This window comes from Streptomyces sp. NPDC014894, assembly GCF_043080985.1.
Lineage (GTDB): Bacteria > Actinomycetota > Actinomycetes > Streptomycetales > Streptomycetaceae > Streptomyces.
This window is the reverse complement of record NZ_JBIBWD010000004.1, coordinates 96,648-119,603: the sequence shown is the minus strand read 5'-3', so window position 1 is coordinate 119,603 and position 22,956 is coordinate 96,648. Positions and strand designations below refer to the sequence as shown.

24 protein-coding genes are annotated in these 22,956 nt (G+C 72.8%); 7 read left to right on the top strand and 17 right to left on the bottom strand.

The features are described 5' to 3' along the window. Positions 1-19: 19 nt before the first annotated feature. From guaB to ACF089_RS11535, 3 genes are all read right to left on the bottom strand, one after another. On the bottom strand, positions 20-1,522 hold the full coding sequence (gene guaB, locus ACF089_RS11545) for an IMP dehydrogenase (RefSeq protein WP_392025016.1): 1,503 nt from the start codon (positions 1,520-1,522) through the stop codon (positions 20-22). Positions 1,523-1,865: 343 nt separating this feature from the next. After that, positions 1,866-2,441 (bottom strand): sigma-70 family RNA polymerase sigma factor, encoded by a 576-nt coding sequence (locus tag ACF089_RS11540; protein WP_392025014.1) that lies wholly within the window; start codon positions 2,439-2,441, stop codon positions 1,866-1,868. Positions 2,442-2,694: 253 nt separating this feature from the next. Then, entirely contained in the window at positions 2,695-3,306 is a 612-nt protein-coding gene (locus ACF089_RS11535) for a response regulator transcription factor (RefSeq protein ID WP_003948568.1), read from the bottom strand. 435 nt (positions 3,307-3,741) lie between these two features. On the opposite strand from ACF089_RS11535, the gene ACF089_RS11530 reads away from it, so the two are divergent. Then, entirely contained in the window at positions 3,742-4,065 is a 324-nt protein-coding gene (locus ACF089_RS11530; protein ID WP_392025012.1) for a WhiB family transcriptional regulator, read from the top strand. Positions 4,066-4,332: 267 nt separating this feature from the next. Here ACF089_RS11530 and ACF089_RS11525 read toward each other — a convergent pair whose 3' ends face one another. Next, positions 4,333-5,232, bottom strand: a complete 900-nt coding sequence (locus ACF089_RS11525; RefSeq protein WP_392025011.1) for a LysR family transcriptional regulator — start codon at positions 5,230-5,232, stop codon at positions 4,333-4,335. Between the two features lie 80 nt (positions 5,233-5,312). Between ACF089_RS11525 and ACF089_RS11520 the strand changes: the two genes are divergently transcribed. From ACF089_RS11520 to ACF089_RS11510, 3 genes are all read left to right on the top strand, one after another. Next, positions 5,313-5,975 carry an MOSC domain-containing protein gene (locus tag ACF089_RS11520; RefSeq protein ID WP_392025009.1) on the top strand — a complete coding sequence of 221 codons (663 nt, stop codon included), beginning with the start codon at positions 5,313-5,315 and terminating at the stop codon, positions 5,973-5,975. A gap of 170 nt (positions 5,976-6,145) precedes the next feature. Beyond that, entirely contained in the window at positions 6,146-6,919 is a 774-nt protein-coding gene (locus tag ACF089_RS11515) for an SDR family NAD(P)-dependent oxidoreductase (RefSeq protein ID WP_392025006.1), read from the top strand. A 47-nt stretch (positions 6,920-6,966) separates the two neighbouring features. Beyond that, positions 6,967-7,953 (top strand): hydroxyacid dehydrogenase, encoded by a 987-nt coding sequence (locus tag ACF089_RS11510; RefSeq protein WP_392025707.1) that lies wholly within the window; start codon positions 6,967-6,969, stop codon positions 7,951-7,953. Positions 7,954-8,429: 476 nt separating this feature from the next. Here ACF089_RS11510 and groL read toward each other — a convergent pair whose 3' ends face one another. From groL to ACF089_RS11495, 3 genes are all read right to left on the bottom strand, one after another. Further along, positions 8,430-10,052: a chaperonin GroEL gene (gene groL, locus ACF089_RS11505; protein ID WP_392025004.1), complete on the bottom strand. Its 1,623-nt coding sequence runs from the start codon at positions 10,050-10,052 to the stop codon at positions 8,430-8,432. A 133-nt stretch (positions 10,053-10,185) separates the two neighbouring features. After that, positions 10,186-10,494, bottom strand: coding sequence for a co-chaperone GroES (groES, locus tag ACF089_RS11500; protein WP_323371856.1), 309 nt, complete (start codon positions 10,492-10,494; stop codon positions 10,186-10,188). A 311-nt stretch (positions 10,495-10,805) separates the two neighbouring features. Next, positions 10,806-11,738, bottom strand: a complete 933-nt coding sequence (locus tag ACF089_RS11495) for a polysaccharide deacetylase family protein (RefSeq protein WP_392025001.1) — start codon at positions 11,736-11,738, stop codon at positions 10,806-10,808. Between the two features lie 140 nt (positions 11,739-11,878). Between ACF089_RS11495 and ACF089_RS11490 the strand changes: the two genes are divergently transcribed. After that, positions 11,879-13,063, top strand: coding sequence for a methyltransferase domain-containing protein (locus ACF089_RS11490; protein ID WP_392024997.1), 1,185 nt, complete (start codon positions 11,879-11,881; stop codon positions 13,061-13,063). Positions 13,064-13,169: 106 nt separating this feature from the next. Here the strand turns inward: ACF089_RS11490 and ACF089_RS11485 are convergent, their stop codons facing one another. Genes ACF089_RS11485 through ACF089_RS11475 form a run of 3 tightly spaced genes read right to left on the bottom strand, consistent with a single transcriptional unit; the run spans position 13,170 to position 16,349 of the window. Then, positions 13,170-14,417, bottom strand: a complete 1,248-nt coding sequence (locus ACF089_RS11485; protein WP_392024995.1) for an RNA polymerase sigma factor — start codon at positions 14,415-14,417, stop codon at positions 13,170-13,172. Positions 14,418-14,464: 47 nt separating this feature from the next. Then, on the bottom strand, positions 14,465-14,821 hold the full coding sequence (locus ACF089_RS11480; protein WP_392024993.1) for a YciI family protein: 357 nt from the start codon (positions 14,819-14,821) through the stop codon (positions 14,465-14,467). Positions 14,822-14,870: 49 nt separating this feature from the next. After that, the gene (locus tag ACF089_RS11475) at positions 14,871-16,349 is read right to left on the bottom strand and encodes an MFS transporter (protein ID WP_392024990.1); all 1,479 of its coding nucleotides are present in this window, start codon (positions 16,347-16,349) and stop codon (positions 14,871-14,873) included. A gap of 122 nt (positions 16,350-16,471) precedes the next feature. Between ACF089_RS11475 and ACF089_RS11470 the strand changes: the two genes are divergently transcribed. Then, positions 16,472-17,161 (top strand): TetR/AcrR family transcriptional regulator, encoded by a 690-nt coding sequence (locus ACF089_RS11470; protein ID WP_392024988.1) that lies wholly within the window; start codon positions 16,472-16,474, stop codon positions 17,159-17,161. 113 nt (positions 17,162-17,274) lie between these two features. Here ACF089_RS11470 and ACF089_RS11465 read toward each other — a convergent pair whose 3' ends face one another. From ACF089_RS11465 to tsaB, 4 genes are read right to left on the bottom strand one after another with little or no spacing between them, the layout of a single operon-like run. After that, the gene (locus tag ACF089_RS11465) at positions 17,275-17,559 is read right to left on the bottom strand and encodes a hypothetical protein (protein WP_392024987.1); all 285 of its coding nucleotides are present in this window, start codon (positions 17,557-17,559) and stop codon (positions 17,275-17,277) included. Further along, a complete protein-coding gene (gene tsaD, locus ACF089_RS11460; protein ID WP_392025705.1) occupies positions 17,556-18,677 on the bottom strand; it encodes a tRNA (adenosine(37)-N6)-threonylcarbamoyltransferase complex transferase subunit TsaD in 1,122 nt (373 codons plus the stop codon). The genes ACF089_RS11465 and tsaD overlap by 4 nt, the downstream gene beginning before the upstream one ends. Then, positions 18,674-19,126, bottom strand: a complete 453-nt coding sequence (gene rimI, locus ACF089_RS11455) for a ribosomal protein S18-alanine N-acetyltransferase (protein WP_392025703.1) — start codon at positions 19,124-19,126, stop codon at positions 18,674-18,676. The genes tsaD and rimI overlap by 4 nt, the downstream gene beginning before the upstream one ends. 29 nt (positions 19,127-19,155) lie before the next feature. After that, entirely contained in the window at positions 19,156-19,809 is a 654-nt protein-coding gene (tsaB, locus tag ACF089_RS11450) for a tRNA (adenosine(37)-N6)-threonylcarbamoyltransferase complex dimerization subunit type 1 TsaB (RefSeq protein WP_392024984.1), read from the bottom strand. 115 nt (positions 19,810-19,924) lie between these two features. Here tsaB and ACF089_RS11445 point away from each other — a divergent pair, with 115 nt between their 5' ends. After that, positions 19,925-20,482: a hypothetical protein gene (locus ACF089_RS11445; RefSeq protein WP_392024981.1), complete on the top strand. Its 558-nt coding sequence runs from the start codon at positions 19,925-19,927 to the stop codon at positions 20,480-20,482. Between the two features lie 123 nt (positions 20,483-20,605). On the opposite strand, the gene ACF089_RS11440 is transcribed toward ACF089_RS11445, so the two are convergent. From ACF089_RS11440 to ACF089_RS11430, 3 genes are all read right to left on the bottom strand, one after another. Continuing rightward, positions 20,606-20,953 (bottom strand): hypothetical protein, encoded by a 348-nt coding sequence (locus ACF089_RS11440; protein WP_392024979.1) that lies wholly within the window; start codon positions 20,951-20,953, stop codon positions 20,606-20,608. Between the two features lie 246 nt (positions 20,954-21,199). Next, complete coding sequence (gene tsaE / locus ACF089_RS11435; RefSeq protein WP_392024977.1) at positions 21,200-21,709, bottom strand: tRNA (adenosine(37)-N6)-threonylcarbamoyltransferase complex ATPase subunit type 1 TsaE; 510 nt, start codon at positions 21,707-21,709, stop codon at positions 21,200-21,202. After that, a complete protein-coding gene (locus tag ACF089_RS11430; protein ID WP_392024973.1) occupies positions 21,681-22,907 on the bottom strand; it encodes an alpha/beta fold hydrolase in 1,227 nt (408 codons plus the stop codon). Before ACF089_RS11430 ends, tsaE begins: the two co-directional genes overlap by 29 nt. Between the last annotated feature and the right edge of the window lie 49 nt (positions 22,908-22,956).

Sequence of the window (22,956 nt, the reverse complement as noted above, 5' to 3'; positions counted from 1 at the left end):
GGGCGACTGCTTCCCGCTGTTACTTCCTGCTGTAATTCGGTGCTTCGACGGTCATCTGGATGTCGTGCGGGTGGCTCTCCTTGAGCCCCGCCGAGGTGATCCGGACGAACCGGCCGTTGTCCTGCAGCTCGGGGACCGTGCGCCCGCCGACATAGAACATCGACTGGCGCAGACCGCCCACCAGCTGATGGACGACGGCGGAGAGCGGACCCCGGTAGGGCACCTGGCCCTCGATGCCCTCGGGCACCAGCTTCTCGTCGGAGGCGACGCCCTCCTGGAAGTAGCGGTCCTTGGAGAAGGAGCGCTGCTCGCCGCGGGTCTGCATCGCGCCCAGCGAGCCCATGCCCCGGTAGGACTTGAACTGCTTGCCGTTGATGAAGAGCAGCTCGCCCGGGGACTCCTCACAGCCCGCGAGGAGCGAGCCGAGCATCACCGTGTCGGCGCCCGCGACCAGGGCCTTCGCGATGTCGCCGGAGTACTGGAGGCCGCCGTCGCCGATGACCGGGACGCCGGCCGCCTTGGCGGCGAGCGAAGCCTCGTAGATCGCGGTGACCTGGGGGACGCCGATGCCGGCGACCACGCGGGTGGTGCAGATGGAGCCGGGGCCGACGCCGACCTTGATGCCGTCGACACCGGCGTCGATCAGCGCCTGCGCGCCGTCGCGGGTGGCGATGTTGCCGCCGATGACGTCGACGCCCGAGGCATTCGACTTGATCTTGGCGACCATGTCGCCGACCAGCCGGGAGTGGCCGTGGGCGGTGTCGACGACGATGAAGTCGACGCCCGCCTCGACCAGCGCCTGGGCGCGCTCGAAGGCGTCGCCCGCGACGCCGACGGCCGCGCCGACGAGCAGCCGGCCGTTGCCGTCCTTGGCTGCGTTCGGGTACTTCTCGGCCTTGACGAAGTCCTTGACCGTGATCAGGCCCTTGAGGACGCCCGCGTCGTCGACCAGCGGAAGCTTCTCGATCTTGTGACGGCGCAGCAGCTCCATGGCGTCGACGCCGGAGATGCCGACCTTGCCGGTGACCAGCGGCATCGGGGTCATGACCTCGCGGACCTGACGGCCCCGGTCCGACTCGAAGGCCATGTCACGGTTGGTGACGATGCCGAGCAGCTTGCCGCCGCGGTCGGTGACCGGGACGCCGCTGATGCGGAACTTCGCGCACAGCTCGTCGGCCTCGCCGAGGGTCGCGTCGGGGTGCACCGTGATCGGGTCGGTGACCATGCCGGACTCGGAGCGCTTGACCAGGTCGACCTGATTGGCCTGGTCGGCGATGGAGAGATTGCGGTGCAGCACGCCCACGCCGCCCTGACGGGCCATGGCGATCGCCATCCGGGACTCGGTGACCTTGTCCATCGCCGCGGAGAGCAGCGGGATGTTCACCCGGACGTTCTTCGAGATGTACGAGGAGGTGTCGATCTGGTCGGGAGCCATGTCCGAGGAGCCCGGCAGCAGCAGCACATCGTCGTAGGTCAGCCCGAGTGTCGCGAATTTCTCGGGCACTCCGTCGACGTTGGTCATGACACCTTCCCCAAATGGCCTTGATCGGTGCGGATGTCCATGCTAACGGCCCCGGACGCCCGCTCATTCCACGATCACGACCGGCCGACGGCTTTGTGTGGTGATACACACATCGTACGGACGGGGAACGGGCCCGGGATCCGTACGGTTCACCGGGCCGGCGGGACCGCCCGCCGAGGGGGCGGTACGAGTTTCAGCGGGCGGGCGGTGCGGGTCACCGACCCGGCGGTACGAGCAGTGCCCGGCGGAAGGTACAGGCTTCACCGACCCGCCGGTACGAGCACGCCCGCGCCTCACCGGGCGGACGGTACGAGCCGCGCCCGGCCGCCCGCACGGGCCCTTCTCACTGCTCGGCGAGCGCGCGGAGTCTGCTGAGCGCCCGGTGCTGCGCGACCCGGACCGCGCCCGGGGACATGCCCAGCATCTGGCCCGTCTCCTCGGCGGTCAGACCGACGGCGACCCGCAGCACGAGCAGCTCCCGCTGGTTCTCCGGGAGATTGGCCAGCAGCCTCTTCGCCCACTCGGCGTCGTCGCTGAGCAGGGCGCGCTCCTCGGGCCCGAGCGAGTCGTCGGGGCGCTCGGGCATCTCGTCGGAGGGCACGGCCGTCGACCCCGGGTGGCGCATGGCCGCCCGCTGGAGATCGGCGACCTTGTGCGTGGCGATGGCGAAGACGAACGCCTCGAAGGGTCTGCCGGTGTCCCGATAGCGCGGCAGGGCCATCAGCACCGCGACGCAGACCTCCTGGGCGAGGTCCTCCACGAAGTGGCGAGCGTCACCGGGCAGCCGGCTGAGCCGGGTGCGGCAGTAGCGCAGCGCGAGCGGGTGGACATGCGCGAGGAGATCGTGCGTGGCCTGCTCGTCTCCGTCGACGGCCCGGTGAACGAGCGCACCGATGACCGTGGTGTTGTCGTCACGCATCGGTCCATGGTGCATCGGCGCCCGCTGATCCGTGGCACCGTGTCCCATGTTGTGCACCGAAGCGTTATGAGCAGGTGCGCCGGAACTCATTGCCTGCGCCCTCCCCTTCCGCTCGCCGGACTCGTCCCCGAGGAACTCCACACCTCAAGGATGCGGCATCGCGAGGGAAACGGATGCCCGCGGCCGCCCGTCTCCCCGCCCACCGTACGGCGGGCGGGGTCCGTCGCACCCCCCGGGCACCCCATGAACGGACCTAACGCACCAGGCCCCAGCGGAATCCGAGCGCCACCGCGTGCGCCCGGTCCGAGGCCCCGAGCTTCTTGAAGAGGCGGCGGGCGTGCGTCTTGACCGTGTCCTCGGAGAGGAAGAGCTCCCGGCCGATCTCCGCGTTGGAGCGGCCGTGGCTCATCCCTTCGAGCACCTGGATCTCGCGCGCGGTGAGCGTGGGCGCGGCGCCCATCTCGGCCGAGCGCAGCCGCCGCGGGGCGAGCCGCCAGGTCGGGTCGGCGAGCGCCTGGGTCACCGTCGCGCGCAGCTCGGCGCGGGAGGCGTCCTTGTGCAGATAGCCGCGGGCCCCCGCGGCGACCGCGAGCGCCACCCCGTCGAGATCCTCGGCGACGGTGAGCATGATGATCCGGGCGCCGGGGTCGGCGGAGAGCAGCCGGCGGACGGTCTCGACACCGCCCAGGCCGGGCATGCGTACATCCATCAGAATCAGATCCGAGCGGTCGGCGCCCCAGCGGCGGAGGACTTCCTCGCCGTTGGCCGCGGTCGTCACGCGCTCGACGCCGGGCACGGTCGCGACCGCGCGGCGGAGCGCCTCTCGGGCAAGCGGGGAGTCGTCGCAGACGAGGACGGATGTCATGGCCGCCCTCCGCAGCTGATGCGCGTCACCTTGAGCCTCCAGGCTGGGTACGTTTCTTCACCTGTGCGGTTGAACGCTCTCGGACATGTGCCCGAGCGCTTGTTCCTTCAACCGCCTCCGCACTACCAACGATGGTCACTCGAAAGAGTTACGGCCCGGGCCGCACTCTTCAGCACTTCACGCGAGGAGGCCGGTACGGCGGCGAGCGCCGCGGGGGAACGGTTCTTCTTTTGTACCGGATGCACCATTTAGCTGATTTTCTTCACTTTTAGCGGTGTCTGTGGCTAGATTCGCAATGAGTCATATTTACATCTACTAACACAGTAGATGTACGGTCGTGGGGCAGCGTGTGGGCGCCGGACGCCGCTCGCGTCCCCCGCTCCCGCGACGCGACCTGACCGAATCCGCTCAGCACCGTTTCAAGGGGCAAGCGCTATGGCAGATTTCTCCCGCCTTCCCGGACCCAACGCCGACCTGTGGGACTGGCAGCTCCTCGCGGCCTGCCGCGGGGTGGACAGCTCGCTCTTCTTTCATCCCGAGGGGGAACGGGGCGCGGCGCGCAGCGCGCGCGAGAACTCGGCGAAAGAGGTGTGCATGAGGTGCCCGGTCCGCGCGGAGTGCGCCGCGCACGCACTGGCGGTGCGGGAGCCCTACGGAGTGTGGGGCGGTCTGACGGAGGACGAGCGCGAGGAGCTGATGGGACGCGCGCGACACCGGCTGATCCCGGCGGCGAGTTCGACGGGATCCGGCCAGGGCTGAGGCTCCGCCTCGCCACTTCTGCGCAGAAACGTTCCTGCTGGTCTTGGGCCCACGGCTCGGGCAGTGGACGGGCACGGGCACGGCTCGCGCCACGGCGCGGTACAGCCTGCGGTACGGGACGCCCGCGAGCGCTCCCGGACGGCGGACCGCCCCGGGCACGACCCGCGCGCCGGGGAACGCCCGTACCGCCTCCGGCGCCGCGTGTGCGCCCGGACCGGCGGCACGGCCCACGACCCACGGCCCGGACCCGGCGCGCCGGGCAGGGCGTCAGCGGGAGGCGGCCAGGGCCAGCTGATCCAGGGTGGCCGCGACGGCCGGCACCTGGGAGAGGTCCGGCAGGGTCAGCGCCACGATCTCCCGGACCACCGGCGGGTCGACCGTGATCGCGCGCGCCCCCTTGGGACGTACCGACTCCAGCGCCAGCTCCGGCAGCACCGCGACCCCCAGACCCGCGCCGACCAGGCCGATCACCGCCGGGTAGTCGTCGGTCGCGAAGTCGATGCGCGGGGTGAAACCGGCCTCCTCGCAGACCTCGACCAGCTGACGGCGGCAGCGCGGACAGCCCGCGATCCAGGGATCCTCGGCGAGGTCCCCGATGGCGACCGCGCCCGCGTCCGCGAGCCGGTGCCCCTCCGGGACCAGGCCCACCAGCCGGTCGGTGAGCAGCGGCCGGACGATCAGGTCGTCCCACTCCGCCCCCCGCTCGGCCGCGCCGCCGTAGCGGAAGGCGAGCGCGATGTCGCAGTCGCCCTCCCGCAGCATCTCCACGGAGCGCGGCGGCTCCGCGTCGACCAGCGAGACCTGGGTGCCGGGGTGGGCGGCCCGGAGCGCGGCCAGGGCGGTGGGCACCAGGGTGGAGCTGCCGCTGGGGAAGGAGACCAGCCGGACCCGGCCCGCCCGCAGCCCGGCGATGGCGGCGATCTCCTCCTCCGCTGCGGTGAGCCCGGCGAGGATGCCGGAGGCGTGGCGCACCAGCACCTCACCCGCCTGGGTCAGCCGCATCTCCCGGCCCGCGCGGACCAGCAGGGGGGTGCCCGCGGAGGTCTCCAGGGCCTTCATCTGCTGGCTGACGGCGGGCTGTGTGCAGCCCAGGGTGCGGGCGGCGGCGGAGAAGGAGCCGGTGGCGGCCACCGCGCGCAGGACTCGGAGATGACGGGCCTCGATCACCATTTCACTATAAGCACCCCTTGGGTCAATCGACAATTATTCGCTAGATCGTTTGATGTCCGGGCGTCTACCGTGGCCGAATGCAGCTTCTGACCGTGAACACGGGCCGCACCAGGACCGTGGAGTACAGCGACGTCCCCACCGCGATCGACAAACGGCCCTCCGACGGCCCCGTCCTGGTGAGCGACCCGGGCCCCAAGGGCGTGGGGGCGAGCGGAGTCGCCGGGGACGACATCGGGGATCTCCGCCACCACGGCGGGAGCGATCAGGCGGTGTACGCCTTCGCCCGCGAGGATCTGGACTTCTGGGAGCGCGAACTGGGCCGCGCGCTCCCCAACGGAGCCTTCGGCGAGAACCTCACCACCAGCGGTCTCGATGTGAACAACGCCCTGGTGGGCGAGTGCTGGCGGATCGGCGACCGGCTGGTCCTCCAGGCGACCGCCGGACGCGTCCCCTGCCGCACCTTCGCCGACTGGCTCGGCGAGAAGGGCTGGGTACGGCGCTTCACCCGGCACGCCGGGACCGGCGCGTATCTGCGGGTCCTCGAACCGGGCGAGATCCGGGCGGGCGATCCGATCGAGATCGTCCACCGGCCCGCCCACGACGTGACGGTGAGCATGGCCTTCCGGGCCGCGACCCTGGAGCGCGCCCTGCTGCCGGAGGTGCTCGCGGCCGGCGACGCGCTCCACCCCGAACTGCTGGCCACCGCGCGGGCGTACGTCGAGCGGGGCGCCCTCCGCTGACGCGCCCGGGGACGCGCCGGGCGTCGTACCCGGTGCGACGCCCGGCGACGTGCCCGGTGCCGTGCCGGCGTCGTGCCCGGTGCGGGTTCGGCGACGTGCCCGGTGACGTGCGGCGAAGCCCGCGCCCCCGAGGGTGCCCCGCCCGGCGGCGGGGCACTAACGTGCCGCCTATGACGACTGCACTGATCACGGGAGCGACCGCGGGCATCGGCGCCGCGTTCGCGCGACGGCTCGCCTCCGAGGGGCACAACCTGGTGCTGGTGGCCCGCGACACCGCCAGACTGCAGGAGCAGGCCACCGAGTTGCACGACCGGCACGGCATCGAGGCCGAGGTGCTGACCGCCGATCTGTCGACGGAGGACGGGATCACGGCGGTCGAGAAGCGGCTGTCCGACCGCCGCGCGCCGGTGGACCTGCTCGTCAACAACGCCGGGTTCGGCAACAAGGGACGCTTCCTGGAAGTGTCCATGGCCGATGAGCTGACCATGCTGAAGGTGCACTGCGAGGCGGTGCTGCGGCTCACCTCGGCCGCGGCCGCGAGCATGCGCGAGCGGCGCCGGGGGGCCGTGGTCAATGTGGCCTCGGTCGCCGCCTTCGTCCCCCGGGGGACCTATGGCGCGTCCAAGTCGTGGGTGGTCCAGTTCACCCAGGGCGCGGCCCGGGACCTGGCCGGGACGGGCGTACGGCTGATGGCGCTCTGCCCCGGATTCGTCCGCACCGAGTTCCACCAGCGGGCCGGGATGGGCACCGAGAACATCCCGGGGTGGATGTGGCTGGACGCCGACAAGCTGGTGTCGGCCGCGCTGACCGATCTGGCGCGCGGCCGGGCGGTCTCGATCCCCGACCCCAGGTACAAGGCGCTGATGGGGCTGGTGAAGCTCGCGCCCCGGGGCGTCCTCGGCGGGATCAGCTCCAAGACCGGCCGCAAGTACGGCCCGCGGTGACCGGGGGCGGGGGCACGGGCCGCCGCCGGCCCGAGGTGCTGCTCGCCATGGGCCCGGGGATCGCCGAACGGCTGTTCACCGCGCGCCACCGGGAGCGGCTCACCGCGCTCGCCCGGACCGACCCCGGGCTCGTCGCGCACGAACTGGCCGACCCCACCCCCGCCGTACGGGCCGCGCTCGGCCGCGCCGAGGTGCTGCTGACCTGCTGGGGCGCTCCCCCGCTCACCGCCGGGGTGCTCGCCGCCGCTCCCCGGCTGCGCGCGGTCGTGCACGCGGCCGGGTCCGTCAAGCACCACATCACCGACGCCTGCTGGGAGCGCGGGCTCGCCGTGTCCTCCGCCGCGTCCGTCAACGCGCTGCCCGTCGCCGAGTACACCCTCGCCGCGATCCTCTTCTCCGGGAAGCGAGTGCTCCGCTCGGCGCGGCGGTACGCGGAGCTGCGCGCCGCGCACGACTGGGGGCGGGAGCTGGGGGACGCGGGCAACTACGGCCGTACGGTGGGGATCGTCGGGGCGTCCCGGATCGGGCGGCGCGTGATCGAGCTGCTGAACCCTTTCGACCTGCGGGTTCTGCTGTACGACCCCTATGTGTCGGAGGCCGGGGCACGGGCGCTGGGGGTGGAGTCGTCCGGCTTGGACGCGCTCTGCGCGCGCAGTGACGTCGTCTCGGTCCACGCCCCGCAGCTGCCGGAGACCCGGCATCTGATCGACGGGCGCCGGCTGGCGCTGATGGCGGACGGGACGACGCTGATCAACACCGCGCGCGGTTCGCTGGTGGACGAGGAGGCGCTCCTGCCGGAGCTGGTGTCGGGGCGGCTCGACGCGGTGCTCGACGTGACGGAGCCGGAGGTGCCGGGGGCGGGGTCGCCGCTGTACGGGCTGCCGAATGTGCTGCTGACGCCGCATGTGGCCGGGTCGCTCGGGAATGAGCTGCACCGTATGGCGGGGGTGGCGCTGGATGAGCTGGAGCGGTACGGGGACGGGGCGCCGTTCTCCGAGCCCGTCCACGCCGACTCCCTCACCCGCGAGGCCTGACCCCGAGGCCCCGCGCCTCAAACGCCGGCGAGGCTGAAATGCGCAGCCACGCAACCACAGCCCGAGAGACGGCAAACCCAGCCCGTCCGGCGATTGAGGACGGACCCCGGGGGACAGGGGCCCGAGCACCACCAGGCGGCCACCCCCAGGGCTCCGCCCCGAACCCCGCGCCTCAAACGCCGGCGAGGCTGAAATTCCCACAGCCCCCCGCACCAGACACACAAGTCCAACCCGCCCCAGGACCCCGCCCCGAACCCCCCGCCTCAAACGCCGGCGAGGCTGAAATGCGCAGCCACGCAACCACAGCCCGAGAGACGGCAAACCCAGCCCGTCCGGCGATTGAGGACGGATCCGGGGCACAGGGACCCGAGCACCACCGGGTGGCCGGCCGCGGGGGCGCGGAACGCCGACGGGCCCGGCGCCCCCTGGTGGGGGTGCCGGGCCCGGCGGGGGTTACCGCGGTGCGGTGGGGTGCGTCAGTGGGAGTGGCCGTGGCCGTGCCCGGCGTCGGCCTCTTCCTCGGCGGGCTTCTCGACGACGAGGGTCTCGGTCGTGAGGAGCAGGGACGCGATGGAGGCGGCGTTCTCCAGGGCGGAGCGGGTGACCTTGACCGGGTCGATGACGCCGGCCTTCACCAGGTCGCCGTACTCGCCGGTGGCCGCGTTGTAGCCCTGGCCCTTGTCCAGCTCGGCGACCTTGGAGACGATGACGTAGCCCTCCAGGCCGGCGTTCTCCGCGATCCAGCGCAGCGGCTCGACGGCGGCGCGGCGGACGACGGCGACACCGGTGGCCTCGTCGCCCTCCTTGCCGAGGTTGTCCTCGAGCACCTTGACGGCGTGGACCAGAGCGGAACCGCCACCGGAGACGATGCCCTCCTCGACCGCGGCGCGGGTCGCGGAGATGGCGTCCTCCAGACGGTGCTTCTTCTCCTTCAGCTCCACCTCGGTGGCGGCGCCGACACGGATCACGCAGACACCGCCGGCCAGCTTCGCGAGACGCTCCTGGAGCTTCTCACGGTCCCAGTCGGAGTCGGTGGACTCGATCTCGGCCTTGATCTGCGCGACGCGGCCCGCGATGTCCTCGGACTTGCCGCCACCGTCGACGATGGTGGTGTCGTCCTTGGTGATGGTCACGCGGCGGGCGGAGCCCAGCACGTCCAGACCGGCCTGGTCGAGCTTGAGGCCGACCTCCTCGGCGATGACGGTGGCGCCGGTGAGGACGGCCATGTCCTGGAGCATCGCCTTGCGGCGGTCGCCGAAGCCGGGGGCCTTGACGGCCACGGCGTTGAACGTGCCGCGGATCTTGTTGACCACCAGGGTGGAGAGCGCCTCGCCCTCGACATCCTCGGCGATGATCAGCAGCGGCTTGGAGCCGCCCGCCGCGATGACCTTCTCCAGCAGCGGGAGCAGGTCCTGGATGGAGGAGATCTTGCCCTGGTTGATCAGGATGTACGGGTCGTCGAGGACGGCCTCCATACGCTCCTGGTCGGTGACCATGTACGGGGACAGGTAGCCCTTGTCGAAGGCCATGCCCTCGGTGAAGTCGAGCTCCAGGCCGAAGGTGTTGGACTCCTCGACGGTGATGACACCGTCCTTGCCCACCTTGTCCATGGCCTCGCCGACCAGCTCGCCGACCTGCTGGTCCTGCGCGGAGAGCGCGGCGACGGCGGCGATGTCGGCCTTGTCCTCGATGGGACGGGCGGTCGCGAGCAGCTCCTCGGACACGGCCTTGACGGCGGCGTCGATGCCCTTCTTCAGGGAAGAGGGGGAGGCGCCGGCGGCGACGTTGCGCAGGCCCTCGCGGACCAGCGCCTGGGCCAGCACGGTGGCGGTGGTGGTGCCGTCACCAGCGATGTCGTTGGTCTTGGTGGCCACCTCCTTCACCAGCTGGGCGCCGAGGTTCTCGTACGCGTCGTCGAGCTCGACCTCGCGCGCGATCGTGACGCCGTCGTTGGTGATGGTGGGGGCGCCGAACTTCTTGTCGATGACGACGTTGCGGCCCTTGGGGCCGATCGTCACCTTCACGGTGTCGGCAAGCTTGTTGACGCCGCGCTCGAGGGCGCGACGGGCGTCCTCGTCGAACTTCAGGATCTTCGCCATGGAGCGTTTCAGTCCTCTTCGTGATACGAACTGCGCCCCCAGCGCCCGGATATGACTGTCAGCGGGGGCCAGGGGCGCGGTTCAAAAAACAAACGGGGTACGGAGACTCCGGGGCGAGCCCCGGTAATCCGACCTACTTCTCGATGATCGCGAGCACGTCGCGGGCCGAGAGGACGAGGTACTCCTCGCCGTTGTACTTCACCTCGGTGCCGCCGTACTTGCTGTACAGGACGACGTCGCCGGTCTGGACGTCGAGCGGCAGGCGCTCGCCGTTCTCGAAGCGACCCGGGCCCACGGCGAGGACGACGCCCTCCTGGGGCTTCTCCTTCGCGGTGTCCGGGATGACCAGGCCAGAGGCCGTGGTCTGCTCGGCGTCGAGCGGCTGGACCACAATGCGGTCCTCGAGCGGCTTGATGGCAACCTTGGAGCTGGTGGTCGTCACGGTCCGACCTCCCCCTTCGGAGATCTCGGGGTTTGACTGTCTGGGGTGGCGACCAGGTGGATCCGTCGTCGCGGGTGCCGGATCTGCCCGTCGCCTTATTGGCACTCTCCGGTGGGGAGTGCCAGAGCCGAGACTATGACCGCGATTAGCACTCGGTCAAGCGGAGTGCCAATACAGTGCCCCTGATGGCGTGATCGCGAGGGAGCGCAGGCCGCCGGACCCGGGCGGCGCGCAGGCCCGCCGAGGGAGCGCCCGGCCGCGCGGACCCGGGAGCCGCGAGGGCCCCGGCCCCCGGGCGGCGCGCAGGCCCGCTAGACGTAGTCCTCCAGCCTGGCCACCGCGTACCCCTTCTCCGTGACCGTCTTCATCACCTGCCGGATCATGTCGGGCATCGTCCCCTCCCAGTCCTCCGTGCCCCGGAAGTGGGTGAGGATGATGTCGCCCGGGTGCAGGTCCCGGTCCCACTCGCGCCACTCCATACGGTCGGGGAACGCCTCGGCGGCCCAGAGCGGCACCGCCTTGACGCCGCACTCCTTGGCGGCGCGCAGGGTGTCCTGGTTGTAGTTGCCGTACGGCGGCCGGAAGAGCGGGGGGCGCTTCCCGTACAGCCGGGCGAGTCTGGACTGCTGGCCGCAGATCTCGCGCTTCTGGGCGCTGTAGGAGAGGCCGGGCATGTAGCGGTGGTTCAGGGTGTGGTTGTGGAGGGCGACGCCCCGGTCGCGCATCTCGCGGAAGTACCCGTAGTCGTCGTTGATCACGTAGTCGCTGAGGAAGGCGCTGTACGGGATCTGGAGATCGGACATCATCCGCAGCAGGTCGGGGTCCTTCTCCGTGCCGTCGTCGATCGTCAGGAAGACGACCCGCTCGGTCACCGGCACGGTGGTGAAGACCTGCGGCAGATACTCGCCGCCCGCCACCTCGAAGCCGTCGCGGGTGGTGATCGCGGGCTTGACGGCGGGCGGCGGGGGCGCGGCCAGCGGGGTGTGATCGAGGCCCCATTTGCGGGCCGCGGCGGCGCGCAGCACCTGGGAGCGCTTGACGTCCTCGGCGCGCTGGGCCGGGGAGCCGCCGGGGCCCGCCGGGGCGGCCTTCTTCCCCTCCCCGCCCGCGGCGGCGGCCTCGCGGTGCGCGCCGTCGCCCTTCTCGCCGGGCTTCTCGGCCGCGCACGCCGAGCCGAGCAGGGCGATCAGCAGGGCGGCGGCGACCCCGCAGCGCCGGGGCGAGGTGAGACGTTTCTCCATCATGTTTCCGTTTTGTCTGCTTAGCTGCATGGCGCTGGATCCTGTCAGCACGGACCCCCCGGGCCCGGCCGACACCTCCGGCGCGGGCCGACCGTCCCCCGGCCGGCCCACACCGCCCCCGACACTTGGCCCACAATGTCCAGGTGAACGACCTCTCCCCGCTCCTCACCGACGAGGGCCAGGCCCTGCTCGCCGCGCTCCGCGACTTCGACCCCGCGCGGGAGCTGGCGATCGCCACCCGGCTGCGCCGCGAACACCCGGCCGAGCTGGTCTCGGCCGCCCTCGGCCAGGCCCGGCTGCGGCAGCGCGCGGCGGCGAAGTTCGGCGCGGAGGACGCGTACCGGATGTACTTCACCCCGAACGGCGTCGAGCAGGCGACCCGCGCCTCCGTCGCCGCGTACCGGGCCGGGCGGTTCGCCGCGCTCGGCGTGGGCTCGGTCGCGGACCTCTGCTGCGGCGTCGGCGGCGACGCGGTCGCGCTCGCCCGGGCCGGGATCCGGGTGCTGGCCGTGGACCGCGATCCGCTGACCGCCTCCGTGGCGCGCGCCAACGCGGCGGCCCTCGGTCTCGCGGAGCTGATCGAGGTGCGCCGCGCCGATGTCACGGAGGTCGACGCCTCGGCGTACGACGCGGTCTTCGTGGACCCCGCGCGCCGGGGTGGCCGGGGCAGGGTCTTCGACCCGGAGGCGTACTCCCCGCCGCTGTCCTGGGCGATCGGCGCGGCCAGGTCCCGCCCGTACGCCGCTCTGAAGATCGCTCCGGGGGTGCCGCACGAGCTGGTGCCCGAGGACTTCGACGCGGAGTGGATCTCGGACGGGGGCGATGTGAAGGAGGCGGTGCTCTGGCGCGGGGCCCGCGCGGCCGGCGCGGCCGCCGGAAGCGGGGTGACCGCGACCCTGCTGCCGGGCCCGCGCTCGCTCACCGGCCGCGGGCTGCCGAATCCGCCGGTCCGCCCGGTCGGCCGCTATCTGTACGAGCCGGACGGCGCGGTCGTCCGCGCGCATCTGGTCGCCGAGGTCGCCGAGGAGCTGAACGGCGGGCTGATCGACGAGACGATCGCGTACATCACCTCGGACGAGCGGCGGCCGGACACGCCCTTCGCCACCGCCTACGAGATCACCGATGTGCTCCCCTTCCATCTGAAGCGGCTCAAGGCGCTGCTCCGGGAGCGCGGCGTCGGCTCCCTGACGGTGAAGAAGCGCGGCTCGGCGGTGGAGCCGGAGGAGCTGCGCCGCAAGGTGAAGCCGCAGGGGCCGAACGCGGCGACGGTCTTCCTGACCCGGGTCGCGGGCGCGCCCTCGATGCTGATCGGCCACCCGGCCGGCTGACCGCGCCCGAAGGACCGTGGACGGTCCGTCGACCCGCAGGACCCGGAGGCCCCGCAGGCCCCGGACGGCCCGTCGACCCGTCAGCCCGCAGGCCCCGGACGGCCCGTCAGTCCGCGGGCCCCGCCGGGGCCTCGGCGCGGGCCAGCAGGAGTTCGCGCTCGCGTTCGTTGCGGGTCAGACCGGCCGCGCGGCGGAATTCGTCACGGGCCTCGGCGGTGCGGCCGAGGCGGGCCAGGAGATCGCCGCGGACGCTGGGCAGCAGGTGGTACGCCTTCAGCGCGGGCTCGTCCGCGAGGGCGTCCACCAGCTGGAGACCGGCGCGCGGCCCGTCCGCCATGGAGACGGCGACCGCCTTGTTCAGCTCCACCACCGGGGAGGGGACCTTCGCCACCAGCTGCCCGTAGAGCGCGGCGATGGAGCGCCAGTCGGTGTCCTCGTAGCGGATCGCCCGGGCGTGACAGGCGGCGATCGCCGCCTGGAGGACGTACGGGCCCGGCGGGCCGCCCGTCTCGGCGGCGCGGGCGAGGGCGGCGAAGCCCCGGCCGATGAAGAGCTGGTTCCAGCGGGTGCGGTTCTGGTCGGCGAGGAGCACCGGGCGGCCGTCGGGGCCGGTCCGGGCGGGGATCCGCGAGGTCTGGAGCTCCAGCAGCCCGGCCAGCCCGTGCGCCTCCGGCTCCCCGGGCATCAGCCCGGCCAGCACCCGCGCGAGCCGGAGCGCGTCCTCGCAGAGCGCCGGGCGCAGCCAGTCGTCGCCCGCGGTCGCCGAGTAGCCCTCGTTGAAGATCAGGTAGACGACTTCGAGCACGGAGTCCAGGCGCGCGGCCCGGTCGGGGCCGTAGGGCACCTCGAAGGGGACGCCGGCCCGGGCGAGGGAGCGTTTGGCGCGGACGATGCGCTGGGCGACCGTGGACTCGGCCGCCAGATACGCGCGGGCGATCTCCTCGGTGGTGAGTCCGCCGAGGAGTCTGAGGGTGAGCGCGATCCGGGCGTCCGTGGAGAGCACCGGATGGCAGGCGGTGAAGATCAGCCGCAGCAGATCGTCGTCGATGTCGTCGGCGCCCGCGGGCTCGGGCGGCGGCACGTCCTCCAGGGTCCGCCCGACCTCCGCGAGCTTGCGGGCGTAGGTCTCCTTGCGCCGTACGAGGTCGATCGCGCGGTGCTTGGCGGTGGCCATGAGCCAGGCGCCCGGATTCCGCGGAACGCCCGACTCCGGCCACTGCTCCAGCGCGGCGACCAGAGCGTCCTGCGCGATCTCCTCGGCGATGCCCACGTCTCGTACGATCCGGGTGACACCGGCGATGATCCGCGCCGACTCGATCCTGAATACGGTCTCCACCGCGCTCGCTGCCGTCACCGGCCCATCAGAACAGCCTCGCGGCGTACGGGCAAACGTGCCGGGCCTCAGCCCTCGGCGATCTCGCGGACCTCGGCGGTGACCGTCCAGTAGTCCTCGTGGACCCGGAGGAAGCGTTCGGTCCATTCGAGCGCCTCGGCCCGGTCGCGGGCCCGGACGACGGCGTATCCGCCGACGGCCTCCTTGGACTCGGTGAAGGGGCCGTCGGTGTGGCTGACCCTTCCCCCGGACCAGGTGAGGCGGACGCCCTCGGACGTCGGGGCGAGCCCGGCGGTCTCCAGCATGACTCCCGCCCGGGTCATCTCCTCGATCAGCTCGCCCATCCGCCGCATCAGCTGCTCGCTGACGCCCTGGGCGGGGACATTGCGCTCGTCGACGCGGATCAGCGTCAGATAGCGGGGCATGGTGACTCCTCGGATGCGTTCCCTGAGCGCGGGACCGTTTTCCCGCCTCTCACCCCTGTGTCGAACGGGGCAGGGCGGAATCGACACCCGCACCGGAATTCTTCGCGGAAGTCACCGGGACGGCCACCGGTGCCGCGCCGGTCCGGCGCGGCACCAGCGCCAGGGCCGCCAGGGACGCCACCAGCAGCAGCCCGGCGCAGACCCAGTACGCCGCGCGGTATCCCTCCGCGAGCGCGGCCGGGCCGGTGCGCGATCCGGTGACCGCGGCGGCCGCCGTGACCAGGACGGCCAGCCCCAGCGAGCCGCCTATCTGGCGGGAGCTGTTGAGCAGCCCGGAGGCCATGCCCGTCTCGGCGGGGGCGACGTCCGTGGTCGCGGCCGTGCCCAGCGGTACGAAGCTGAGGCCGATGCCGACGCTGCCGAGGAGCGAGGGCCACAGAATGGCGGAGGCGAAGCTTCCGTCGGGGGTGGCGGTGAGGGCGAATCCGGCGAGCCCCGCGGCCCCGAGCGCCCCGCCCAGCGACAGGAGCGCGCGGACGCCGACGACGGCGACCGCCCTGGCGGCGATCAGCGAGCCGGCCACCACCCCGGCGCAGAAGGGCAGGAACGCCATGCCGGTCGCGGTGGCCCCGTAGCCGAGCACCTGCTGCATGTAGAGCGAGCAGAAGTAGAAGGCGGCGAACTGGCCGGAGCTGAGGAGCAGCGAGAAGAGATTCGCGCCGAGGACGGGCCGTACGCCGAGCAGTCCGACGCGCAGCAGGGGTTGGCGGGTACGGGTCTCCACCACGACGAACGCGGTGAGCAGCAGGGCCGCCGCGCCGAGCGTGAGCAGGGTCTGGGCCGAGCCCCAGGGCAGGCTCTCGGTGCGGACGACGCCGAGGACGAGCAGGGACATGCCCGCGGTGACGAGCAGCGCTCCGGCGGCGTCCAGGCGCGGTGCGGCGGACCGGTCCGGGCCGGCGGGGAGTCCGGCGCGGGCGGTCGCGACGAGGGCGAAGAGGACGATGGGGACATTGACCAGCATCACGGCCCGCCAGCCGGCCGCGTCGGTGAGGAGGCCGCCGGCCAGCACTCCGACGGCGCCGCCGGCCGCGCCGGCCATGCCCCATATGCCGAGCGCTCTGGAGCGGGCGGGTCCGGCGGGGTAGGTGACGGTGATCAGGGTGAAGGCGACGGGGGCGAGGGCGGCCGCGCCGACGCCCTGGACGGCGCGGGCGGCGATCAGCGCGCCGGGCGACTGGACGAGTCCGCCGACGAGGCTCGCCAGTCCGAAGACGGCGAGTCCGGCGGCCAGGACGCGGCGGCTGCCGACGAGGTCGGTGAGCCGGCCGCCGAGCATCAGCAGCCCGCCGAAGGTGAGCGCGTAGGCGCCCACGACCCATTGCAGGCCGTCGGATGTGAAGCCGAGGTCGTCGCGCATGTCGGGCAGCGCCACATTGACCACGGACATGTCCAGCGCCACCGTGAATTGCACGGTGAGCACCGCTGTGAGCACCCAACGCGCCGTTCGTGCTTGGTTGTTCGTCATGTCTCCTTCTTCGGCAGATCCCTTCGGCCCCTTGACGCGGCGAGATTACTATACGCGTATAGAAAAAGGGGCGGCCGGACGGCGGAGCGCCCTGGGGGACGGCCGCGCGGGAGAATGCGCGAGTGGTCGAGGGAGCGAAGAAGAAGCGAAGCGCCGGACGTCCGCGCAGGCTGGATCCGGAGACGATCGTCGCCGCCGCGCGCCGGATCATCGAGGAGGAGGGTGTGGACGCCGTGTCCATGCGGCGGGTGGCCAAGGAGGTCGGCAGTACGCCGATGGCGCTCTATCACCATGTCCGGGACAAGGACGAGCTGCTGCTGCTCACCCTCGCCGGGGTCTCCGCCGCCTTCCCCCGGCCCGAGCTGCCGGAGGATCCCCGGGCGAGGCTGGTGACGGTCTCGCTGCACATGCACGAGGTGCTGAGCCGGGTGCCGTGGGTGCTGAAGGTGCTGGCGCTCGGCGATCTCACCGACAGGCAGGCGCTGTGGATCGCCGAGGAGATCCTCGACAGCGCGATGGCGTGCGGGCTGAGCGAGGCGCAGGCGGTGGCCGCGTACCGCACGATCTGGCACTTCGTCTACGGGGACCTGGTCTTCCGGGCGGCCCGCGAGCGGCGCGCGCGGGAGCCGGACCGCCCCCGGCACTTCCCCGCGACGCTCACCGAGGAGGACCGGGCCGAGCTGCCGCGGCTGACCGCGCTGGCCCCCCGCTGGGACGAACTCCAGCGCTACGACGTCGAGGAGCAGCTGACGGCGGTCGTGGACGGGCTGCTGGGCCGGGCCGGGGCGCCGGGCGGCCCGGGCGGCGGCTGAGCCAGGACCGGGCGGAGCCGCTCGGCCCGCGGACCCGACCGGTCACACGCCGGGTCGGTCCACAGGCGCGGTCGGCCCGGGGCCGGTCCGGTCGCGGGCCCGGTCGGCAGCCGTCAGTCCGTGCCGAGGGACTCGAACCGCCAGCGGTGCACCGCCCGGGTGATCAGATCCGCCGGGGGCTCCGGCAGCTCGGGCGGCCCGTCCGCGCCGCCCGCCGTCCCCGCCGCGCCGTCCCACCAGGTCATCACCAGCACCCGGTCCTGGGCGGCGCGGAAGGTCTCCCGGCGCAGCGGCTCCCGGGCCGTCCGCTGGGCGCGGGCCCACTCCAGCAGCTCCGCGCCCCGGCCCCGGACGGCCCGGGCCTCCCACATCAGGGTGACGACGCCGGTACCGGTCATGAGTAGAGGTTGTCCTTGCTGATCTCGTGCACATGATCGTGGTCATGGCTGTGGGAGTGCGCGTGCGCGTGGGCTCCCGGGACATGGGGATCCGTCACCGGGAGCGAGGAGTCCGCGGACAGCTCCAGATCCGACGGGGGCCGGTTCCGCGCCACCATCTCCGCGCCCAGCGCGGCCACCATCGCGCCGTTGTCCGTGCAGAGCCCGGGCCGGGGCACCCGCAGCCGGATGCCCGCCCGCTCGCAGCGCTCCTGGGCGAGCGCCCGCAGCCGCGAGTTGGCCGCCACCCCGCCGCCGATCATCAGATGGTCGACGCCCTCGTCCACACAGGCCCGTACCGCCTTGCGGGTCAGCACATCGACCACGGCCTCCTGGAAGGACGCGGCCACGTCCCGCACCGGCACCTCCTCGCCCGAGGCGCGCTTGGCCTCGATCCAGCGGGCGACCGAGGTCTTGAGCCCGGAGAAGGAGAAGTCGTACGCCGGATCCCGCGAGCCGCTCAGCCCGCGCGGGAACGCGATCGCAGCCGGGTCGCCCTCCCGGGCCAGCCGGTCGATCACCGGACCGCCGGGGAAGCCGAGGTCGAGCACCCGGGCGATCTTGTCGAACGCCTCGCCCGCCGCGTCGTCGATGGTCGAGCCCAGCGGGCGCACATCGCTGGTGATGTCGGGGGCGAGCAGCAGCGAGGAGTGACCGCCGGAGACCAGCAGCGCCATCGTGGGCTCGGGCAGCTTGCCGTGCTCCAGCTGGTCGACGCAGATGTGCGAGGCCAGATGATTCACCCCGTAGAGCGGCTTGCCGAGGGCGTACGCGTACGCCTTGGCCGCCGACACGCCCACCAGCAGCGCGCCCGCGAGGCCGGGGCCGGCCGTGACCGCGATGCCGTCGAGGTCGCGGGCGGCGATTCCCGCCTCCTTCAGCGCGCGCTCGATCGTCGGGACCATCGCCTCCAGATGCGCCCGGGAGGCGATCTCGGGGACCACTCCGCCGAAGCGCGCGTGGGTGTCCACGCTGGAGGCCACCGCGTCGGCGAGCAGGGTCGTGCCGCGCACGATGCCGACACCGGTCTCGTCGCAGGAGGTCTCGATACCGAGTACCAGCGGTTCGTCAGCCATCAGTAAACATTCCCTTGCACATGGAGCCGCATGACGAGCGCGTCGACATTGCCGGGCTGGTAGTAGCCCCGGCGGAATCCAATGGGCTCAAAACCGAAGCGCTCGTACAGCTTCTGGGCCCTGATGTTGTCCACCCGCACTTCGAGCAGGACCTCGTCGCACTCGAAGGCGGTGGCGTGGCGGAGCAGATCGGTGAGGAGCCGGGCGCCGAGGCCCGTGCCCCACTGTTCGCGGGAGACGGCGATCGTCTGGACGTCGCCGAGCCCGCCGGCCGCCGCGAGGCCGCCGTATCCGACGATCTTCCCGTCGGTCTCGGCGACGACATAGCGGCGGGTGGCGCGCGGTCCGCGGGCGTGGGCCAGCTCGGACCAGAACATCCCGGCCGACCAGGCGTCCTCGGGGAAGAGCGCGTGTTCGAGGTCGAGCACGGGCTCCAGGTCCCACCAGCGCATCTCGCGCAGCACGGGGTCCGGGGCGGTGCTCACTTCGGCGTGACCACCTTGTAGTTCTTCGGCACCTGGGCGTCCGGCCTGCGCAGATAGAGCGGCAGCGGGGGCAGGAACTCCTCCCCCGCGGCCAGCTTGGCGACGGCCAGCGAGGCCAGCGAGGCGGCGGAGACGTGCTCGGGCGCGCGGGCGTCGGGGAAGGTCTCGGGATAGAGCAGCGCGCCCGCACCGACGGCCGGCAGCCCGGCGACCTCGTCGGCGATCTCGGCCGGGCGGTCCACGGCGGGCTCGCCGACGCGCTCGCGCGCGGAGGTGTAGCGCGCCCAGTAGACCTCCTTGCGGCGGGCGTCCGTCGCGACCACGAAGGGCTCCTGGAGACCGGAGGCGTGGGCGAGCCCGTCCAGCGTGCAGAGGCCGTACACCGGCACGCCCAGGGCGGAGCCGAAGGACGCGGCCGTCACCAGGCCGACGCGCAGCCCGGTGTACGGGCCGGGGCCGACGCCGGTCACCACGGCGGTGACGGAGTCCAGCTTCACCCCGGCCTCGGCGAGGACCCGGTCGACGGCGGGCAGCAGCAGTTCGCCGTGGCGGCGCGCGTCCACCCGGCTGGTTTCGGCGACGACGGAGGAACCGTCGTGAAGAGCGGCGGTGACGGCGGGAGTGGCGGTATCCACGGCGAGCAAGAGCACGCAAACAGCCTACGGCTCCCGCGCGGGACGCTGTCGCGCCCCGGTCCGGCGGACGCCTGCTGCTACGGTCGGCCGGAGACATAAACATTCAAAAGACTGCGAAAGGCGGGACGCGGTGGCACGGAGCAGTTCGGGACTGGTGGCCGGGCTCACGGCGGCCGCGCTGGCCGCCGTCTGTTTCCTCGCCTACCAGGCCTCGGCGAGCGTCCCCGGCGCCCTCGGCGCGCCCCGGGGCTCGTCGCCGAGCGCGGCGCCCTCCGCGAAGAGCCCCGAGCAGAAGCCGAGGAACCCGCTCGCGCTGCCCTCGGACACCGGCTCGGGCACCCGGGTCGTCTACGGCCTGTCCGACCGGCGGGTGTGGCTGGTGACCGGGCGGAAGAAGGTCGGCCGCACCTTCCAGGTCATGCCGTCGACGGTGAATCCGAAGCCCGGTTCGTACGCGGTGACCTCGCGGTCGGGGCAGGTCTCCGGCTCGGACGGGGTCGCGATCGAGCATGTGGTGCGGTTCGCGAGCACGGACGATGTGTCGATCGGCTTCAGCGCCGCGGTGAACGGCTCGATGGCGGAGCCGGACCCGGAGAAGCGCACGGGCGGCGTCCGGATGATGCGGGCGGACGGCGACTCGATGTGGCGGTTCGCCACGATCGGCACCAAGGTGGTCGTGGTCCCGTAGGCGGACGGCCCCGCACCGCGGGCGGCCCGGCGCCGGCCCGTCCGGCGCGCCCCGCGAATACGCCCGTACGCGTGAACCGGCCAAGGCCCGACGGGACGTTCCGACGGGTCCCGGCCCGCTCTTCTACGCGGCGTCGCGCCCCTCGGAGGAGGGGGACGGGGGCCTGGCGGACTCGGCCCTGGGCAGCGGGCGCGCGGCGGGGGCCGCCGGGGGGCTCGGCGGGGTGGACACCGCGCGGGCGGCGGCGCAGGACGCGAGCAGGGCGCTCATCGAGAGCCCGGAGGACCTGAAAGGCCCGGCCGGGCCGGAAGCCGCCGACGAGGGCTTCGACGGCACGGAGAGCCCGGAAGGATCGCCGGGCACGCCCTGCGCGGCGGCGGGCTTCACGGGGACGGTCAGGACGGACGGCTGCGACGGCTCGGCGGGCGGCCGCCGACGCCATGGCTGGGAATCGCGCTCGGGCGCCGACATGGTTGCCTCCTGGATTGCGGGGGCAGGCTTGGTTAGGCAGACCTAACCTTGTCTCCGTACCATGTGAACACACCGGGCACGGCCCGCACAACATTTTCCCGACATGTTGTCGGAATATTCGGCATGACGGCCCTCACCACGTGTCACAGGCCCTTCGCCGCCCGTGTCTCCCGGGTCCGCCCGGGTCCACCCGCGTCCGCCCGCGTCCGCCCGCGTCCACCCAGGTCACGCGGCCCGGCTCGGAGTTCAGGCTCCCGAGAGATCCACGTCCGCCCAGCGTGCGCCGTACCCCGTCAGGGCGACCTGGCGGCGGTCGTCGTCCGTGTCGCCGACCACGCGGTGGATCACCACATGCAGCCGCCCGTCGGACAGCTCCTCCACCTTGCCGTCGCCCCACTCCACGACCACCACCGAATCCGGCAGCGAGACGTCGAGATCGAGGTCCTCCATCTCGTCCAGTCCGCCCCCGAGCCGATAGGCGTCCACATGGACCAGGGCGGGCCCGCCGACGAGCGAGGGATGGACCCGGGCGATGACGAAGGTCGGCGAGGTGACCGCGCCGCGCACGCCGAGGCCCTCTCCGAGGCCCCGGGTCAGCGTGGTCTTGCCCGCGCCCAGCTCACCGGTGAGCATCACCAGATCGCCGGGGCGCAGCAGTTTCGCGAGCCGCCGTCCCAGCTCCAGCATCTGTGCGGCGGAGTCGACGGCGAGATGGGCGGCGGACGTCTCAGCCGCCGGGCTGTGCGGTGCTTCCATACGGGCCAACGTTAGCGGCTGACGGTACGGCCCCGACCCGGGCGAGCAGATCCGCCAGCCGGTCGGTGACCGCCTCCGGGTGCTCCAGCATCACCAGATGCCCGGCGTCCGGCACGATCACCAGCTCGGCGCCGGGCAGCAGATCGGCGATGACCTCGCTGTGCGCGCTGGGCGTGACCAGGTCCCGGTCCCCGGCCAGCACCAGCACCGGCGCGTCGCCGAAGGCGGTCAGATCGGCCGTCTTGTCGTGCTCGTCGAAGGCCGGGTAGAACTCGGCGACCACGTCGATGGGGGTGCTCTCGATCATCCGCTCGGCGAACCGGACCACCGCCGGGTCCACCTCCTTCGAGGAGAAGGAGTACCGCTTGATGAGTCCCGCGAAGAGGTCGGCGGTGGCGCGGCGGCCCCGCTCCACCAGCTCGGACTGCGAGCCGAGGAGCCTCAGCACCCCGGGGAGGACCCGGCGCACCGCGTTGACCCCGGCGACCGGGAGCCCGTAGTCGACCTCGCGGAGCCGGCCGCTCGACGTGCCGACGAGGGCGACGCCGACGACCCGGTCCCGGATCAGCTCGGGGAACTGTCCGGCCAGCGCCATCATCGTCATCCCGCCCATGGAGTGCCCGACCAGCACCAGCGGGCCCTCGGGGGCCGCCGCCTCGATGACGGCCCGCAGATCGCGGCCGAGGTCGTCGATGGAGACGGGCGTCCGGTCGGGGCCGGTCTGGGCGGCGCCGCGGGCCGAGCGGCCGTGGCTGCGCTGGTCCCAGTGGACGGTGCGGACCAGTCCGCGCAGGGCGGCGCGCTGGAAGTGCCAGGAGTCCTGGTTGAGGCAGTAGCCGTGGCTGAAGACGACGGTGACGGGGGCGGGGTCCCGGCGGCCGAAGAGCCGGCGGCGGCGGGGCGCGCCCGCCTCGGGGTCGACCTCGTCGATCTCGTAGTAGAGCCGGGTGCCGTCCTCGGCGAGCGCCCGGCCGGGGGCGCCGCGCAGGGCGCCGTACGGTCCCGAGACATCGAGGGCGAGCCGGGCCTTCTTGCGGATGGAGCGGCTGACCGTGAGCCGCTCGACGGCGACTCCGGCGGCCGCGCCCGCCGCGATCACGCCGATCGCCGCGCCCGCGATGCCCGCGCGCCGCCAGTTCCCCGTCGCGGCGGCGCTCGCCACCGCGGCCGCGGCCTCCCCCGTGCTGGTCTCGCTCACCGTGCAGCTCTCCTCGCCGTCGTGCCTCGCCGGTCCCGGTCCGCCTCCG